At 48.8% G+C, this 16577-nt stretch carries 14 protein-coding genes; 8 read left to right on the top strand and 6 right to left on the bottom strand.

The features are described 5' to 3' along the window. Positions 1 to 14: 14 nt before the first annotated feature. Positions 15 to 2450: an outer membrane beta-barrel family protein gene (locus GU926_RS02910; protein WP_160688846.1), complete on the bottom strand. Its 2436-nt coding sequence runs from the start codon at positions 2448 to 2450 to the stop codon at positions 15 to 17. Positions 2451 to 2951: 501 nt separating this feature from the next. Here GU926_RS02910 and GU926_RS02905 point away from each other — a divergent pair. Then, positions 2952 to 3968, top strand: coding sequence for a bile acid:sodium symporter family protein (locus GU926_RS02905; RefSeq protein WP_160688844.1), 1017 nt, complete (start codon positions 2952 to 2954; stop codon positions 3966 to 3968). A gap of 122 nt (positions 3969 to 4090) precedes the next feature. Here the strand turns inward: GU926_RS02905 and GU926_RS02900 are convergent, their stop codons facing one another. The 4 genes from GU926_RS02900 to GU926_RS02885 form a co-directional block, all read right to left on the bottom strand. After that, positions 4091 to 4291: a helix-turn-helix transcriptional regulator gene (locus GU926_RS02900; RefSeq protein WP_160688842.1), complete on the bottom strand. Its 201-nt coding sequence runs from the start codon at positions 4289 to 4291 to the stop codon at positions 4091 to 4093. Continuing rightward, the gene (locus GU926_RS02895) at positions 4281 to 4769 is read right to left on the bottom strand and encodes a hypothetical protein (RefSeq protein ID WP_160688840.1); all 489 of its coding nucleotides are present in this window, start codon (positions 4767 to 4769) and stop codon (positions 4281 to 4283) included. The genes GU926_RS02900 and GU926_RS02895 overlap by 11 nt, the downstream gene beginning before the upstream one ends. A gap of 140 nt (positions 4770 to 4909) precedes the next feature. Then, entirely contained in the window at positions 4910 to 6229 is a 1320-nt protein-coding gene (mtaB, locus tag GU926_RS02890; protein WP_160688838.1) for a tRNA (N(6)-L-threonylcarbamoyladenosine(37)-C(2))-methylthiotransferase MtaB, read from the bottom strand. Between the two features lie 99 nt (positions 6230 to 6328). Then, the gene (locus GU926_RS02885; protein ID WP_160688836.1) at positions 6329 to 8173 is read right to left on the bottom strand and encodes an LTA synthase family protein; all 1845 of its coding nucleotides are present in this window, start codon (positions 8171 to 8173) and stop codon (positions 6329 to 6331) included. Positions 8174 to 8406: 233 nt separating this feature from the next. Here GU926_RS02885 and GU926_RS02880 point away from each other — a divergent pair, with 233 nt between their 5' ends. Then, complete coding sequence (locus tag GU926_RS02880; RefSeq protein ID WP_160688834.1) at positions 8407 to 10599, top strand: glutamine synthetase III family protein; 2193 nt, start codon at positions 8407 to 8409, stop codon at positions 10597 to 10599. A 112-nt stretch (positions 10600 to 10711) separates the two neighbouring features. Here GU926_RS02880 and GU926_RS02875 read toward each other — a convergent pair whose 3' ends face one another. Further along, entirely contained in the window at positions 10712 to 11194 is a 483-nt protein-coding gene (locus GU926_RS02875) for a hypothetical protein (RefSeq protein WP_160688832.1), read from the bottom strand. 123 nt (positions 11195 to 11317) lie between these two features. Between GU926_RS02875 and GU926_RS02870 the strand changes: the two genes are divergently transcribed. From GU926_RS02870 to GU926_RS02850, 6 genes are all read left to right on the top strand, one after another. Beyond that, positions 11318 to 11680, top strand: coding sequence for a hypothetical protein (locus GU926_RS02870; protein ID WP_160688830.1), 363 nt, complete (start codon positions 11318 to 11320; stop codon positions 11678 to 11680). Positions 11681 to 11776: 96 nt separating this feature from the next. Beyond that, positions 11777 to 13771 carry a (E)-4-hydroxy-3-methylbut-2-enyl-diphosphate synthase gene (gene ispG, locus GU926_RS02865; RefSeq protein ID WP_160688828.1) on the top strand — a complete coding sequence of 665 codons (1995 nt, stop codon included), beginning with the start codon at positions 11777 to 11779 and terminating at the stop codon, positions 13769 to 13771. Positions 13772 to 13922: 151 nt separating this feature from the next. After that, positions 13923 to 14831, top strand: coding sequence for an acyltransferase (locus GU926_RS02860; protein ID WP_160688826.1), 909 nt, complete (start codon positions 13923 to 13925; stop codon positions 14829 to 14831). Between the two features lie 33 nt (positions 14832 to 14864). After that, on the top strand, positions 14865 to 15035 hold the full coding sequence (locus GU926_RS18350) for a DUF6728 family protein (RefSeq protein WP_198001454.1): 171 nt from the start codon (positions 14865 to 14867) through the stop codon (positions 15033 to 15035). 139 nt (positions 15036 to 15174) lie between these two features. Beyond that, the gene (locus GU926_RS02855; RefSeq protein WP_160688824.1) at positions 15175 to 16104 is read left to right on the top strand and encodes a DUF2167 domain-containing protein; all 930 of its coding nucleotides are present in this window, start codon (positions 15175 to 15177) and stop codon (positions 16102 to 16104) included. A gap of 69 nt (positions 16105 to 16173) precedes the next feature. Further along, entirely contained in the window at positions 16174 to 16527 is a 354-nt protein-coding gene (locus GU926_RS02850; RefSeq protein ID WP_160688822.1) for an MmcQ/YjbR family DNA-binding protein, read from the top strand. Positions 16528 to 16577: the final 50 nt, after the last annotated feature.

Below are 16577 nucleotides of genomic sequence, written 5' to 3'. Positions count from 1 at the left end.
GGTGAAGTCTAGAATCAACCTCCTGTGCGGTTCAATTCCTCCAGGTTGGTATTGCGGCGCTTCATCTCAAACTTTTCGCCTTTGTTAAAGCGGTAGCGTAGGTTCAGGCGAACGCTCTGGGCTCCAAAGTATTGGTCAAACCTGTTGATGTTCTCACCCAGGTTAGCGGCGCCAATGACCCTTCTGGTTCTAAAAATATCAGTCACTGAAACAGATGCCTCCAATTGGTCTTTCAGGAAGGAGCGCTTTACAGCAGCGTCTACCCACCAGGTTGGATCAATTTTGTACAGGCCGTAGGCATTGGGACCTTGGTAGCCAGCGTTTACTTCCATCCTGATTTGTTTGGGCAGTTGCAGGTTGTGGTTGGAATTGAGCATGTAGTAGAACTGCTTGTTTTCTTGCAGTTCCTCTTCCAGTACTATAGAAAAGGCTTGGTAACCGGCCGTCAGGCTGTTGTTCATGTCCCATTTGGAAGCCACCTTGACAGGAGCCACCAGCGTCCCGAAGTAGGAGTCATGGTCATCCACGTTTCTCGGTCCAAACACCGTTGTATTGGTCTCATTGCGCTGCACCGGGATCTCGGCTATAAAGTCAGTGGTCTTAGAATAACCTAAGGTCAAAATGTAAGTGTTTTTGAAGGTCTGCGTGATTTGGAACGAATTGGAATACTGCGGACGCAGGTAGGGGTTGCCCTGTGCCCAGGTCAAAGGATCCAGGTAAAAGACAAACGGGTTGAGCCTGTCATAGTTGGGCCGTTGTATGCGGCGGCTGTAATTATAGGTCACCTGGTAGTTTTCACTCACCTTCTGTTGCAGAAACACGCTCGGGAAAAAGTCCAGATACTCTTTGGGCGTGGTTTGATTTAACGTTACCGAATGGCTTTCTGAATTGGTTTGCTCGGCGCGCACACCGGCCTGCAAACTCCACTTGGTGCCCAGATCCATTGTGTAGTTAAGGTAACCGGCGTAAATGTTCTCTTGGTAGATAAAATGGTTGCTGCGCGTGGGGTCATTGGCTTTCCAGGTGCCGTATTGGGAGTAGAATCCCAGTTTATTGTCAGATTCTACATAGCTGGCTTTTAATCCGGCTTCCAGTTTGCTCTTATTCAGGAATTTTTTGGTGTAGTCTGCCTTCGCCGAGTATATGGTATACCTGGCCGGGTTGTCGCTTCCCAGATTATCCTGATCAAATGGGGTAGAAGCCCCAACTAGCCTGTACGTGTTCCCGAACCTTGATCTGTCTTCATCCAGAATGGTCACATAATCTAAATCTGCGGCGAGGGTGCTGCCCAGGGTGTCCACCTTGTACTGGTAATGGCCGTTCAAGGTGCTGTTGTAATACCGTCCGTCAATGGTGTTGCGGGCCTCAATGTACTGGCTCTGGGCTTGGTTCTCCTTTAACAGATAAGTATTGGTATTGTAATAATTGTCAAAGGAAAGGCTGGTCCAGTTATAGCCTATGCCCAGACTGTGCTTTTCGCTCAGGTCTACATCAGCGCCTAGCCTCACGGACGGAATGTCGCGCACGCCTTGTTCATCACCGGCCTGGTCAAAAATAGTTTTCGTGCCGTTTTGATGGAACTCGCGGTACATGGTGTTGGTGCGCAGGTTTACCCGGCGGGCCATGTCTGCGCTGGCAAAGGAACTCCAGGACTTTTCCTTGTAGTTGACATTGCCGCCCAGGTTGTAACCATCCTCCCCATTGTACTGGTAACCAGAGTACACGCTGCCGTTGAAACCGGTCTGCACATTGCGCTTCAGGTTGATGTTAATGATGCCTGAGTTGCCCTCGGCGTCAAACTTTGAAGACGGGTTGCTGATAATTTCCAGGTCCTTGACGTTGTCTGCTGGCATGCTTTGTAACATGGTCTGCAACTGTTTGCCAGAGAGATACGTGAGTTTGCCGTCAATCATGACTTTTACGCCCGCCTTGCCGTTCAATTGCAGGTTTCCGTCCTGGTCTACCCATACACCCGGTGATTTGGTCAACACCTCCAGGGCGGTGCTACCGGCGGCCATGGCCGTTCCTTCCACGCTCACCACCATTTTATCTGGGTGGTTGATGATGGTAGGGCGCATGGCCTCTACTTTCACTTCGTTTAACTGTTTTGCGTCTGCTTTCACCACCAATGCCCCAAAATTCTTGTTAAACCCGGCACCCGTTACGGTAAAAGGCCCGGTCTGGAAAGGGGCAAAGCCGATGACCGTGATTTTAAGGAAATAGGTGCCTGAGGCGGGAGCGGAAATTTTGAAGGTGCCGTCTACCTCTACGCCTGCACCACCAACCACTTCTGCCGAGGGGCTTTTTACCAAGGCAACGGTTCCATAGCTGAGGGGTTGGCCGGTTTCATCTTTTACCAGGCCAGATAAACTGCCCGATGTTTGGGCCTGCGCCGCCAAGGCCAGCGTGCAGATTAATAAAGTAATAAGGAAGGAGAAAATGTTTTTCATAGAATGGATACAATGCAAAATGAGTAATGGGTGCTAAGCGGGGCGCAGACAATCCATAGATGTAAAGCCAAGGTCTTTGGTTGCTTGGCCCTGAAAATTTTCTCTGTACCTGCAGCTAGCTTATCGCCACCATTCATGCGCTCTACTCAAAAGCATTGCCAAGCAATAATACATTGGCTAACCAATTGAAAACAAGTATTTTAATATTATTCTTCTGTTAGAGGAGTGTCCGCTGTCGAACACTCGTTGCCCGAAAAAGAACAGTAAGCTTCTGCCATGATAGATTTTTATATATGTTACTGGCCAACAATACCCTGAGGCCGTTTTTAGCCTCTTTTCCAGAAAACAAGCCAAAAACGAATAGTCCACTCGTCGGTATACAGGATGGTTTTATCAATGTTTAATAGGGGAGACCCTAAACCCGGCGGCGGAGATTTTTGAAAGTGACCTGACTTCCCTGCATCTTTGCTCGTAGGAAGAAAATTTCCCGTGCATCCGTCTATGTCCTACCAAGAACCTTCTCTAACTCCCCAAGCGGTACCCAGGTCTTTTCTTAAGAAAATTGGCTTAGATGCGTTTCTGATCGGTATTCTGGTAGCCATTCTCTTGGCGTACTTGCAGCCGGCGCTGGGAGCGGAGGGTGGACCTTTGCCTTTGGAGGCAATCACATCGTATGGCGTTTCTCTGATTTTCTTTTTCTACGGATTGCGGTTGAGTCCTTCCAAGTTGCGCGAAGGCCTAAAGGATTGGCGCTTGCACGTGGTGGTGCAGATGGGTACGTTTCTGTTGTTTCCGGTGGTGGTGTATGGAGCGTATCTTCTGTTGCCGGCCACCAGTGACCCCATGCTGTGGGTGGGCATTTTTTACGTGGCGGCCTTGCCTTCCACAGTTTCTTCCTCGATGGTGATGGTGTCTATTGGGGGAGGTAACATTCCGGCGGCCATCTTCAATGCCAGTATTTCCAGCCTGCTGGGCGTTTTTCTCACGCCATTCTGGATGAGCCTGTTTATGACCACCAGCGTCGCCGGCAGCATGGACCTGGGCCAGATTATCCTCAAGTTGCTCTTGCAGGTGGTGCTCCCCGTCACACTGGGAATTTTGCTGCATCATAAGTTCGGGGCACTGGCTGAACGGTACAAAGCCCGTCTGAAGCTCTTCGACCAGAGCATCATTCTGCTCATTGTCTATGCCAGCTTTTGTGACTCGTTCCAACAGAAGCTGTTTGCCAGCCTTAGTACCTGGAACCTGGTGTTGCTGGGACTGGCCATGGTCGTTTTGTTTTTTGTGGTGTTTGGATTGTTGCAGTGGGTGAGTAAACTATTTGGGTTTAATCGCGAAAACTCCATCACGGCCATGTTCTGCGGCTCCAAAAAGTCACTGGTGCATGGCACCGTCATGTCCAAAGTCATTTTTCCAGGAGCTGCCTCGGTGGGCATCATCCTGTTGCCGCTCATGTTATATCACGCCCTGCAACTGATCATTGCCAGCATTCTGGCGCAGCGACTGGCCCGGAAATAAGCCACAGTTTCAAATCCTGGTTGAAAGCCGTTTTTGGGCTATTTTCTGGAAAACAGCCTAAAAACGGGTAAAAAGTAAACTGTTCAAATTCTACATCAGACGGAAAACTTCCAGAAGGTGATTCAATCCGTTTCTTCCAGCATGAAAAGCTCCTCTATTTTCTTATTCAAGACTTGAGCTACTTTCAAGGCCAGCACGGTAGAGGGAATGTAGCGGTTGGTTTCCATGGCATTGATGGTCTGCCTACTAACGCCTATTTTTTTGGCCAGGTCTTCCTGCGTGAGTTTAAGGGCCACCCGTTCATTGCGCACGTTATTCTTCATTTCCAGACATTTTAGAGGCTCTGTACAAAACCAGGTGAAACCTCATGAGAAAGAGAAGCATCAGCGTGAACAGGTTGTAGACCATTACTTGGTAAAAGCCCAAGCCGTAGATAAAGAGAATACAGAAAATAAGGATTCCGGCATTTACATACGTAGCCCAGAGCAAGGATTCTAACCGAAGTTTGGCACTGTACTCATCTTCTTCTTTTACCTCTGAACAAGCCACCAACAGCGTACTCACAATCAGAAGGCAGGAAATAATCTCATCAGCCAGGTTGTTTTCCATAATCTCGAAGACTTCTTTCGTGGCAGTTTTTTCACCAAGCATGGCTGGGTCATATAAGGCAAAAACATTCAAGTCTAGCCAAGGAAAGGAAATTACCTCATTTGTTAATAATAAGCCGAGGACCAGGGAAGGAATCAGGATGAGCCAGCCCAGTTTCTTAAACCGATGCGGGAAAAGATAACGTGTTTTCATAAGATGTAAAGTTTGTTTGTCAAATGTAAACTAAACTTTACAAATGTCAAATTAGCTTTACATTTTATTTTAAACCATGAAAAAGCCCCATTTCAAATTAAAAATGGGGCTTTCTATCACTTCTCTTTTTATTATTTCTCTTAGTGGGCCAGATACTCGGCAAAGGTTTCTTCGGCTTCCATGAGGCCGGCGGGGGTGATGCTGGTAAGGCGCACGTGCTTTTCTTCATTGACCAGGACCGGGTCATATTTAGCCACTACGCGCACGTAGTTCTCCGTGAAGCCTTCCATGTAGCCGTCAGTAATATCTGCTTCAAACAAGACCTTGCCTTCATAGCCAATCTGGCTTTCATAAAAGGCGCGCTTCTTTTTCTCTGAAAGGATTCTGAGCATGTCGGCGCGCTGGTTTCTTATTTTCTGCGGAACGGTGCCTGGTAATTCAATGGCCGAGGTGTTGGCGCGTTCAGAATACGGGAATACATGCAGATAACTGATGTTGAGGTCGTTCAGGAAGTTGTAGGTCTCCAGGAAATCCTCTTCGGTCTCACCCGGGAAGCCCACAATCACATCCACGCCAATACACGCGTGCGGCATGGCGGCTTTGATCCAGTCAACGCGCTGGGCATACAGCTCGCGTAGGTAGCGGCGGCGCATGAGTTTCAAAATCTTGTTACTGCCAGACTGCAAGGGCACGTGAAAGTGCGGCATGAATCTATTAGAGGCCGCTACAAAGTTGATGATGTCCTCACTTAGCAGGTTGGGCTCAATGGATGAAATTCTAAAGCGGTTCACGTTCTCCACCTTGTCCAGTTCTTGCACCAACTGGAAGAAGTTCTCAACGCGCACGCCCTCCTGCAACCCGAAGTCACCAGTGTTCACGCCCGTCAGCACAATCTCTTTTACCCCAGAGTTCCCTATCTCCACGGCCTCCTGCACTACTTTGGCTATGGTATTGCTCCGGCTTTTGCCACGCGCCTGCGGAATGGTACAGAACGTGCACGAGTAGTCACAGCCGTCCTGAACTTTTAGAAATGTTCTAGTACGATCGCCGAAGGAGTAAGCATTGACAAAGATATTGGCTTCTGACACCGGGCTGGCATGTACCTGCGGCTTGCCGGTTTTCACAAAGCCTTCCAGAATGTCTACCAGCTGGAATTTCTCTGCGGCTCCCAATACAGCATCTACGCCAGGAATTTCAGAGATTTCCTGAGGCTTGAGCTGCGCATAGCAACCCACTATGGTCACAAAAGCGTTGGGGGAGTGCTTGAGCGCTTCCTTGACCACCTTGCGGCATTTCTTGTCTGCATTGTCTGTGACAGAGCAGGTGTTGATGACAAAAATATCTGGGGTGTCCGTAAACTCCACCTTCTCAAAACCGCGCTCCTGAAAAATCCGGGACAGGGTAGAAGTCTCAGAAAAATTCAGTTTACAGCCCAGTGTATAAAATGCTACCTTTTTCATAATCAGGGGGCAAAGATACGGAGATTCAAAGCAAAAGCCCAACGACCGTTTATAGCCTGTTTTCTGGAAACGAGGCTAAAAACGGTTTAGGTTCAAAAACTATTTCCTGAGGAAATCTTCAAAGCTGGTTTGCATGTAGGCTTTCCCTTGGTCTACCTGTCGGTCTGTCACACTGCTGTCGCGCTGGATGGGCTTTTTAGAAACGTTGTCAAAGGTGAGCGCGCCGTCTGGGGTAATCATGCCAAATCCGTCATTGAACACATAAAAGGCAAACGGAGTGGCCTTGGCGTCCAGCAGGTTTTTGCTCCAGGCGTAATGAGCAGTAGGCAGACCCATTTGCTGTAAAAGAGTGGGCACCAGATCCGTCTGGGAGCCGATGGTGGAGATGACCTTGTCTTGTACGGCCAGCGCGCCGCCCACCATCATCAAAGGAATCCTAAACTTGCTGGGGGCATCGTTGGCATCACGGCCGGGGAACAGGTGACCATGATCTGCTACCAGGACCACCAGCGTGTTTTGCCACCAGGGCTGTTTTTTTGCCTCTTTGAAGAATTGTCCCAAGGCCCAGTCTGTGTAATGGAAGGCGTTTTTGAATTGGGTTTCCTCGTCGGTGCCTTTAAATTTGGTAGGCATGGGCACTTCATAGGGCTCGTGGCTACTCAGGGTAAAGACCGTCATCAGGAACGGCGAAGGCATTTCTTTCAGGTCTTTCTGCACCCGGTCCAACAGAATATGGTCATGGGCTCCCCATTTTGAATTGTAAGACTCGGCCGGAAAATCACTCTTGTCAACAAGCCGATCATAGCCGCCATTCACCAGAAAGGATTTAATGTTAGCAAAGGCTAGTTCACCGCCGTAATAATAGCTGGTGTAATAGCCCGCCTTCTTCAGGTCTTTGGCTAACTGCGGCAGGCGCTCGGTTTTCTTAGGTGTTTTGATGATGGAGGTGGTGGTTTGCACGGGATAGCCACTCAACAAGGCCACCATGCCTTTCTCGCTTCGGTCACCAGATGCATAAATATTAGAAAAGAGGATGCCTTCTTTGGCCAGCGCGTTCAGGTTAGGCGTTACGTCTGGCGGTCCGCCCAAGGGACCTATTAATTTAGCCGTGTAGCTCTCTAATATGATAAAGAGGACGTTGGGCTTCTTCACCTTCAGCAGAGAGGGGATGGAATCACTTTTAGGATGATACAAGTCCTGCACCAGGGCTCTGGCCTTATCTGCCTCCAGGTACTCATACGGGTTTTTGGTGTTATAGCTTTTGCGTAGCAGGGATTGCATGACGTTCCAGGGCACGTTGACGCCAGCGTGGTTGGCAAACATGTTCTGGGAGAAATAAACGTCGCTTTGGTTTAAAGGAATCTGCTGCCAACCTCCCCGGATGGGTAAAATCAAGAAAGCCACCAAAAACACGCTCAGCCCCAGTTCCGCTACCAGATGCTGCCGGTGATGCGGGCTTGCCTGCCAAGTGCGGCTTAGTTTTCTGAAGACCCAGATGGCCAAGGCTACAAAAAAGAGGTACTGCAGGGTCAAAAGAGCTACAGGCGCAGAACCCGCAGAAGCCATCATCTCGGCAGGGGTATTGAGGTATTGTAGAGGAGTAGCATCCAGCCTAAAGCCCCAGGCCGCATACAGCTCCAGGTCCATGGTGGTAAGCAATAACAATAAAGGAATTAATATAAAGGTGTAGACCCTGATTACCTTCAGCCAGATAGTCTTTCTAAAGGCCACCTCCAGGAGAAAGAACAAAAACGGCAGAGCGCTCAGATAAGCGGCAAAAGAAATGTCCATTCTAAAGCCATAAGCAGCTACTTTGAAAGTCTCTCCAAGGGAAAGCGAAGCTGTTTTAGTAGAATGGTAGACTAAGAAAATTACCCGCGCCACCTGAAACAGGATCGTCCAGAAGAACAGGTAGGAAAAAGTTCTATACAAAATGCGTTTCACAGAGCAAATATACTTGTATTCATGAGGAAAGGAAGAAAGACAAGGGGTGTCAAAATTAAGGGGGTATTAATCTAAAATGTAGTAAATTTTAATTTTGCACCCTAGTTTTATATAGGGGTCATCAAACCTTTTAGTGTTTTTGTAGTAACACCCCTATAAATTTTAAGGGGTGTAGTTGCAAATGCAAGATTAGATTGTAATTTTACCTCGTCCATCACTCAAACCCAAAAACCATGGCCATTCTTCGCTTTAAAGCACTAGAATTAGTGAACCAACGGAAAGCTGTAGAGGTGCAGCTTCCGGCCGCTAAAATCTCTGATTACTACGGCACCAACGTGTTTGGCATTGATGCCATGCGTTCGTATCTGTCGGGTGACTATTTTAAGCGCCTGCAGTATGCCATTAAAACCGGCTCTAAGGTAGACCGCAACCTGGCTGACGCCGTGGCTGCCTCCATGCGCACCTGGGCCATGAGCAAAGGCGCTACCCACTATACACACTGGTTTCAGCCCTTGACCGGTGAGACCGCCGAGAAGCATGACTCTTTCTTTGACATCACCTCAGACGGCCGCGCCCTGGAAACCTTCAAGGGAAATGCCTTGGTACAGCAGGAGCCTGATGCTTCTTCATTCCCGAGCGGTGGTATCAGAAATACGTTTGAGGCCCGCGGGTACACGGCCTGGGATCCTACATCGCCGGCCTTCATCATTGAGAACGGGGATACCAAAACTTTGTGTATTCCTACCATCTTCGTGTCCTACACCGGTGAAGCCCTTGACTTTAAGGCGCCGCTTCTAAAAAGCCTGGACCTGGTAGAGCGCGCCGCCCTGGAGGTTTGCCAGTATTTTGACAAAGACGTTACCCGCGTAACCACCACCCTGGGCATTGAGCAGGAGTATTTCCTGGTGGACCGTGCATTATTTGATGCCCGGCCAGACCTGGTAATGACCGGCCGTACGGTATTTGGGCACGCTCCCGCTAAAGGACAGCAGCTGGAAGACCACTATTTTGGCGCCATCCCGTCCAGGGTCCATGCCTTCATGGTAGAGTTTGAGGCCGAAGCTCATAAGCTGGGAATTCCGTTGCGCACCCGCCACAACGAGGTGGCTCCCAACCAATTTGAGTGTGCGCCTACCTTTGAGGAAGCTAACCTGGCCGTTGACCATAACCAGCTGTTAATGGACATCATGGACCGCGTGGCTGAGAAGCATCACTTTAAGGTATTGTTGCATGAGAAACCTTACAAAGGCGTAAACGGCAGCGGTAAACACAATAACTGGGCCCTGAGCACCGATACTGGTGTGAACTTGTTAGGCCCGGGCCGCAGACCAAAAGAAAACCTGCAGTTCCTGACGTTCTTCATCACCACCATAAAAGCCGTTCATCGGTACGCTGACCTGTTGCGCGCCAGCATTGCCTCTGCCAGCAACGATCACCGTCTGGGAGCCAATGAGGCACCGCCGGCCATCATGTCTGTCTTCATTGGCAAGAAACTGACCGAAGTCCTGGATGAGCTAGAGCGTACCGCTAAACTTCCTTTGGACAAAGGCGACAACGTATACCTGAAACTGGGCATAGACAAGATCCCGGAAATTTTACTAGACAACACAGACCGTAACCGTACCTCGCCTTTTGCCTTTACCGGTAATAAGTTTGAGTTTAGAGCGGTAGGTTCTTCTGCCAACTGCGCCAACGCCATGACCGTGCTCAACGCCATTGTCGCCGACCAGTTGATGGAGTTCAGGAACAGCGTAGACGCCTTAATGGAGCAGGGCAAGAAGAAAGAAGTAGCCATTATTGATGTGCTGCGCGAGTATGTGATCTCTTCTAAAGCCATCCGGTTTGAAGGAAACGGCTATTCTAAGGAGTGGGAGGAAGAAGCGGAGCGTAGAGGCTTAAGCAACATCAGAACCACGCCGCAGGCTCTGGATAAATGGGTAGACGAACAAGCCACTACGCTGTTCACCAAGCACGGCATTTTTAGTGAGCGCGAGATCCATGCCCGCCATGACATCTTGCTAGAAGACTACCTGAAGCGCGTGCAGATTGAATCTAGGGTGATGGGAGACCTTGCCGTGAACCACGTCATTCCTACGGCGGTGGCTTATCAGACTAAACTGGTGCAGAACATCAAAGGTCTGAGGGAAATTGGTCTGGAAGAGGATGAATACACCAAGACAACCATTGATACCATTAAGGCAATTTCTAGGCATCTTACTACCATTAAGTCTAACGTAGACCAGATGATTGAGCGCCGCAAGGAAATCAACAAGATTGAAGACACCCGCGAGCGTTCCATCAAGTACTGTGACCAAGTGACTAGCTTTTTTGACATAATCAGACGTAGCGTAGACAAGTTGGAGCTGATTGTTGATGATGAGCAGTGGCCACTGGTGAAATACAGAGAATTGATGTTCTCTCACTAAAATCACTAATCAAAATTAAACAAGAAAGGCGCCGGTGTGGCGCCTTTCTTGTTTATGAAAAGAGCGTTTTTGGCCAGTTTTCTAGAAAATAGGCCAAAAACAATAAATTTGACTAAGACACTATTAAATCGTCTTTGGTGTTTTTGCCAGTGATTGCTTGTGTGACAGCATCCAGTTTGGCTTTTAAGTCTTCCACCGTTGGCAGGTGCTCTTTCCAGGATTGGTTGCCCCACCAGTTGGCTACTTCAGGATGGCTTCTGAGGGAATCCAGGACACGCATCAGGATAAAGGGAAGTAACAGCGCCGCCACAGAACTGGCCAGAGCACTCTTAAGGCCCAGGTGAATCATTAAACGCACAAGCACCAATTCTCTAAGCTGTTCAAACAAGATGCGGGGTCCTTTCTCCTGCACCTGGCCTTTTAAGACCTGCAGGGTTTCGGTGGCATGCCCGTTGGCCACTTCTCTAGTGACCCACGTTTCTACGGTATCTCTGACCACCTGAATGGCATGCGGGATCTGGCTGATGGTAAGTCCGGCGGTGTGTAGCAAACGCGCAGCGTGCGCATGGCTCTTTTTTAAAAAAGGCAGTGACATAACAAGATAGGATAGAAGTTCTATATATACGCGTTTGCATAAAGGATTGTTGGTGTTTTAGCTTCCGCCATCCAAGGGAGTCAGGGTTTCGTATTCAAGGATGTAAATAGCTTGATGTGAACTATGGACCTAGAACTTGATGAATTTGAACGCCGCCTGTCCCAGGAAATTAGAAACGGAGCCAACCCCGCGCTGTACATACAGGAAGAAATTCGGCGGGCCGAAAGCCTGAAGGAAGGGCTTTTGGAAGAGTTGGAGGAGGAAATAAATGACTTTGTGCCCATGGCCTCTAACAAGATAGACACCTACATTTACCAGCTCCATGAAAAGGCGAAAAAGTATCCCTTGGACCTATTCCAGCTGGACCAGAAGACCGCCCTGCAGGACGAAGAAGTCCAAAAACGCATTGGACAACAGCTAAAAAGCTTGAAAGATGAGCAGAATCCTACCAGTCCCGGGAAGGTAAACCCCTTGGATCTGTCATAATTGGCTGCTGTCTCAGAAATTGATGTTATTTTTACAAATTGTACGCGAACGGACCACGTTGCAGCGTTTTAACTGAGTATGGACACCACCTGTCACATGAACACAACTGCATCTCCTTTAGGGGGCATCTACTGCCCAAGCTTAACAGATTATACCCGCCGTCTTACCCGCGAGGTGCGTATTGGGGACCTGGCCATGGGCGGGAACAATCCTATTCGCGTGCAGAGCATGACCACGGTAGACACCATGGACACGCTGGGTTCTGTAGAGCAGGTGATTAGAATGGTAGAAGCCGGTTGTGAGTATGTGCGCATAACTGCCCCAAGTGTGACAGAAGCCGAGAACCTGGGCGTCATCAAGCAAGAACTGAGAGCCCGGGGATATTCGGTTCCGTTGATCGCAGACATCCATTTCACGCCCAATGCGGCAGAATTGGCCGCGCGGTTGGTGGAAAAGGTGCGCGTGAACCCCGGTAATTACGCCGATAAAAAGAAATTCCAGGTTATAGAGTACACAGACGACACTTACCAGGCAGAATTGGACCGCATCCGCAGTAGATTCACACCTTTGGTGAACATCTGCAAGGAGTATGGCACGGCCATGCGCATTGGCACCAACCACGGTTCTTTGTCTGACCGCATCCTGAGCCGCTATGGAGATACGCCCCTGGGTATGGTGGAGAGCGCCTTGGAGTTTTTACGCATCTGTGAAGACCTGAACTATTATGACGTGGTGCTGTCCATGAAAGCCAGTAATACGCAGGTCATGGTGCAGGCCTACCGTTTGTTGGTGCAGAAACTGGAAGAGGAAGGTTTACAGCCCTATCCTTTGCACTTGGGCGTAACCGAGGCCGGTGAAGGTGAAGACGGAAGAGTAAAGTCTGCCGTGGGCATTGGCACGCTGCTAGAAGATGGCTTAGGGGACACCGTTCGGGTTTCCTTGACCGAGGCCCCTGAGTTGGAAGCCCCCGTGGCCAAGATGCTCATTGACCGCTATGCCACTCGCGCCAGTCATACGCCCATCAAACCTGTGTGCCAAGTACCCTACAACCCTTTCCAGTACCACCGCCGTGAAACCCGGGAGGTGCTGAACATGGGTGGGCACAACGTACCCAGAGTAATTGCTGATCTTAGCCGTCTGGAAGAAATTACCTACGAAGATTTAAGACCTGTTGGTCACCTCTATTCAGCCTCGTTGGATAAATTCCACATGACAGACCAGGGCGCCGACTACGTGTACACAGGCAGTGCGCCCATTTCTTTCATGTTGCCCAATGGCTTAAAGGAAATAGTAGACTACACGGCCTGGTTGGAGGCTGAACAAAGAGAAGACCGGTTCCCCTTGTACACGGCCACCCAATTTGAAACCGCAGATACCTGGCACCCGCAATTAAACGTGGTGCAAGTATCGCTTGGCCAGCTGACGCAAGACTTCATTGATGCGCTTCACAACCGGCCAGATGTAGTACTGCTCTTGGAAACCGAGAACGAGGCAGCCATGCCCGAGCAGCGCAAGGCCTTTATTCGGCTCATGAATCAAGAGCAACCTGTGCCAGTCATCATTAAACGCTCCTATGAAGACCTCACCGATGAGCAAGTTCAGCTGTATGCGGCCACTGACATTGGGGGGCTATTAATTGACGGCATGGGAGATGGTGTCATGCTCAGCACCCAAGACCTTAGCTACCGCAGCAAAGAGGAGTGGGGCTATACCCTGGACGGGTTAAACAAACTTGCCTTCGGGATTTTGCAGGCCGCCCGTACGCGCATGAGCAAGACAGAATATATCAGCTGTCCTAGCTGTGGCCGTACCTTGTTTGACCTGCAGGAAACCACCGCTATGATCAGAAAGCGCACTGACCATTTGAAAGGCGTAAAGATTGGCATCATGGGTTGCATTGTGAATGGCCCCGGTGAAATGGCCGATGCCGATTATGGCTATGTTGGCGTGGGCAAAGGAAAGATTGCGTTGTACCGTGGGCAGCAGGTGATTAAGAAATCCGTACCGGAGGAGCGAGCCGTAGATGAGTTGATCGAGTTGATCAGAGAAGACGGTAACTGGATTGAGCCTCTGGAAACAGCTGCGCATTAGGCTTTGAATCTTCGCGCATCTTTTACTTCTCCGTTACCCTCCAAAGCCCCAACCGTTCTACTCAGAGACACTTCCTGGATGGATACGTTGCGGTTGTTTGCGGCTTTTTCTGTGGTGCTGGTGCATACCTGCGCTCCGGTTACCTACAATTTTGGGAAAGTTACCGGAGTCGCTCTGGTTATACAGCCATGGCTTGGAATCGGTGTTTCGGTCTGGGCTGGCCTTGTTCCTGCTTTTGTCTGGCGCCTTGCTGATTCCCCGAGTAGAAAACCCTTTTGCTTTCCTAAAAAAAAGGGTTCTCAGGATATTTCCGGCTTTTATAATCTGGTCCCTGCTGTATGCTTACCTAAACCAAAGACTGTTTAACGTTTCCGTTTTGGAATTGGCGGTTAACATTTGGCAGGGCATGGAAATGCATTTATGGTTTGTTAAGGTCATTCTGGTGTTATATGTGGTCTTAGCGTTTACAGGAAAGGCTATTACCAAAAGCACCTATCAAAATGTGTTGTTTTGTTGGTTGACAGGGCAGACTTTGTTGATGGTAAGTTTGATAGACCAGGAAACCGTTTGGATCATAGAAGCGAGGAATTACCTGGCAGGCTTCCTGTTAATGCTTTTGGGGTTCATGCTCACCAGAACTTACCTACCTGCCAAAAAGTGTAAAAACCTGGGGATGGCATTGACAGCTGCGGGAATTACAGCAACGTTTGCTTTCGGCTACAGCCATTCAAACCACACGGGCCAGCTCCAGGATTTTTACTACAGCATTGTTTCGCCCACCATTCAAGTTAAATCTGTGGGAATCTTTCTTCTTTTCAGCACCTTACAGGTGAAAAAAGAGCGGAGCAGACGTTTACTGAAGGACCTAAGCTATTCCACGTTTGGCATTTACTTAAGCCATTTAATCTTCAGGGATTCTGTTCTGCACCAGGTAGGGATAACGTATACATTTATAAACCCTTATCTTGGGATTGTTGTTACTGCTCTAAGTTGTTTTCTGCTATCAGGGGTATTCATTTACCTCCTGTCTAAATTCAAGTTTGGAAAGCTTTTTACCTAATACAGTATTCACCTATTCTTACTGATTGCATATATGAAAGGCCTTTTTGATTTCTCTGAGGTGGCAACCTATTTCTTCCGGAAGAAGGATCCCAACCGTAAATCTAATTTCAACCTCCGCACCATGCACACCATTAACAAGGTGTCCATGCTCATGTTCCTGTTTGGGCTGATGTATCTGGTCTTTAAGCTCATGACTAGATAACTTATTCGCAGGCAAGGACCTATGATGTTAAATCCGGCTAAAAAAGCCGGATTTTTTTTTGCCCTCCCGCTAACTTTTTAAAGGCTGGGGCTATTAACATCGTTTATTCATCCATTCTACAGAATCTAAACCTTTTTCCATGAGAAAACTCTACCCACTATTAGTGCTTTTGTTTTGCCTGCCCCTGTGCGCGTCGGCAGAAGTTGATTCCCTTAAAGTCTGGCGTGACAGCGTTAATGCTTCCTACACCTACCAAACTGGGGTGATTACGCTCCAAAACGGCCTTGCTAAAATCTCGGTGCCCAAAGGATATAAATACCTTGACGGCAAGCAGAGTGAAGACGTCTTGACCAACCTATGGGGAAACCCTCCGGGTCACATGTCCTTAGGCATGCTGTTCCCAGAAAATTCTGGTCCGGCTACGGCCACTACGTGGGCCATTGACATTTCTTATGACGAAGAAGGCCACATCAAGGATGACGATGCCAAAGACATCAATTATGATGACCTCCTTAAGGAAATGCAGGAACAAACCATTGAGGAAAATAAAGTCCGCGCAGAAAACAACTATGAGCCAATTGAATTGGTTGGCTGGGCAGTACCGCCCTTCTATGACGAAGCTACGCACAAGCTGCATTGGGCCAAGGAATTGAAATTTGGTGATGCAACGCTTAATACTCTCAACTACAACATCAGGATTTTGGGTCGCAATGGCTATCTTACCTTGAATGCCATCGGCGACATGGACATGGTAGCCGGCATCCAAAAGGACATCCCTGGCATTCTGGCAAGTGTGGAATTCATTGAAGGCAGCCGCTATGCTGATTTCAACCCAGATCTTGATGATGTGGCGGCCTACGGCATTGGTGGCTTGATTGCAGGCAAGGTGTTGGCCAAAGCAGGCTTCTTCGCGTTGCTGTTAAAATTCTGGAAAGTAATCATGGTGGCTATTGTGGCCCTGTTCACCGGTATCAAAAAGTTCTTTGGTGGCCGTAGCTCCTCCCAGGAAGTAATCACCGAGGCGGTGGTAGAAGAAGAGGAAGAAAAAGAAGAGTTGGCCGCTAAGTAAGCTTTTTTCTTTTTGCTAAAAAGGCTACCCGACACTGGTCGGGTAGCCTTTTTTTGTTTTACTTGGGTCATGAACATAGAGGAATTCAGAGACTACTGCCTAAGCAAACCACAGGTAGAGGAAACACTGCCCTTCGGCGAAGACACATTGGTCTACAAAGTGGCTGGAAAGATGTTTGCCATGTGCAGTTTGAACAACTACGCAGAAGGCGTCAACCTGAAATGTGATCCTGAACGCGCCGCTGAACTTAGGGATCAATACCCAGCTATTCAACCCGGCTACCACATGAACAAAAAGCACTGGAACACTATACTGGCAGAGGCTTTCTTGCCCATGGGGCTGTTACCAGAATTGATTGACCACTCATATGAGTTGGTGGTAAAGGGCTTGCCTAAAAAGGCGAGAGAAGAACTTGGGCTTTAATTAAAACTTAACTGTATTATGATAAAAGAAGAAGCTCGGCATTTCTGCCG

The sequence above is a fragment of the Nibribacter ruber genome (assembly GCF_009913235.1).
Classification (GTDB): domain Bacteria; phylum Bacteroidota; class Bacteroidia; order Cytophagales; family Hymenobacteraceae; genus Nibribacter; species Nibribacter ruber.
Note: the sequence above shows the minus strand (reverse complement) of the source record. Positions and strands in the feature narration are given on the sequence as shown.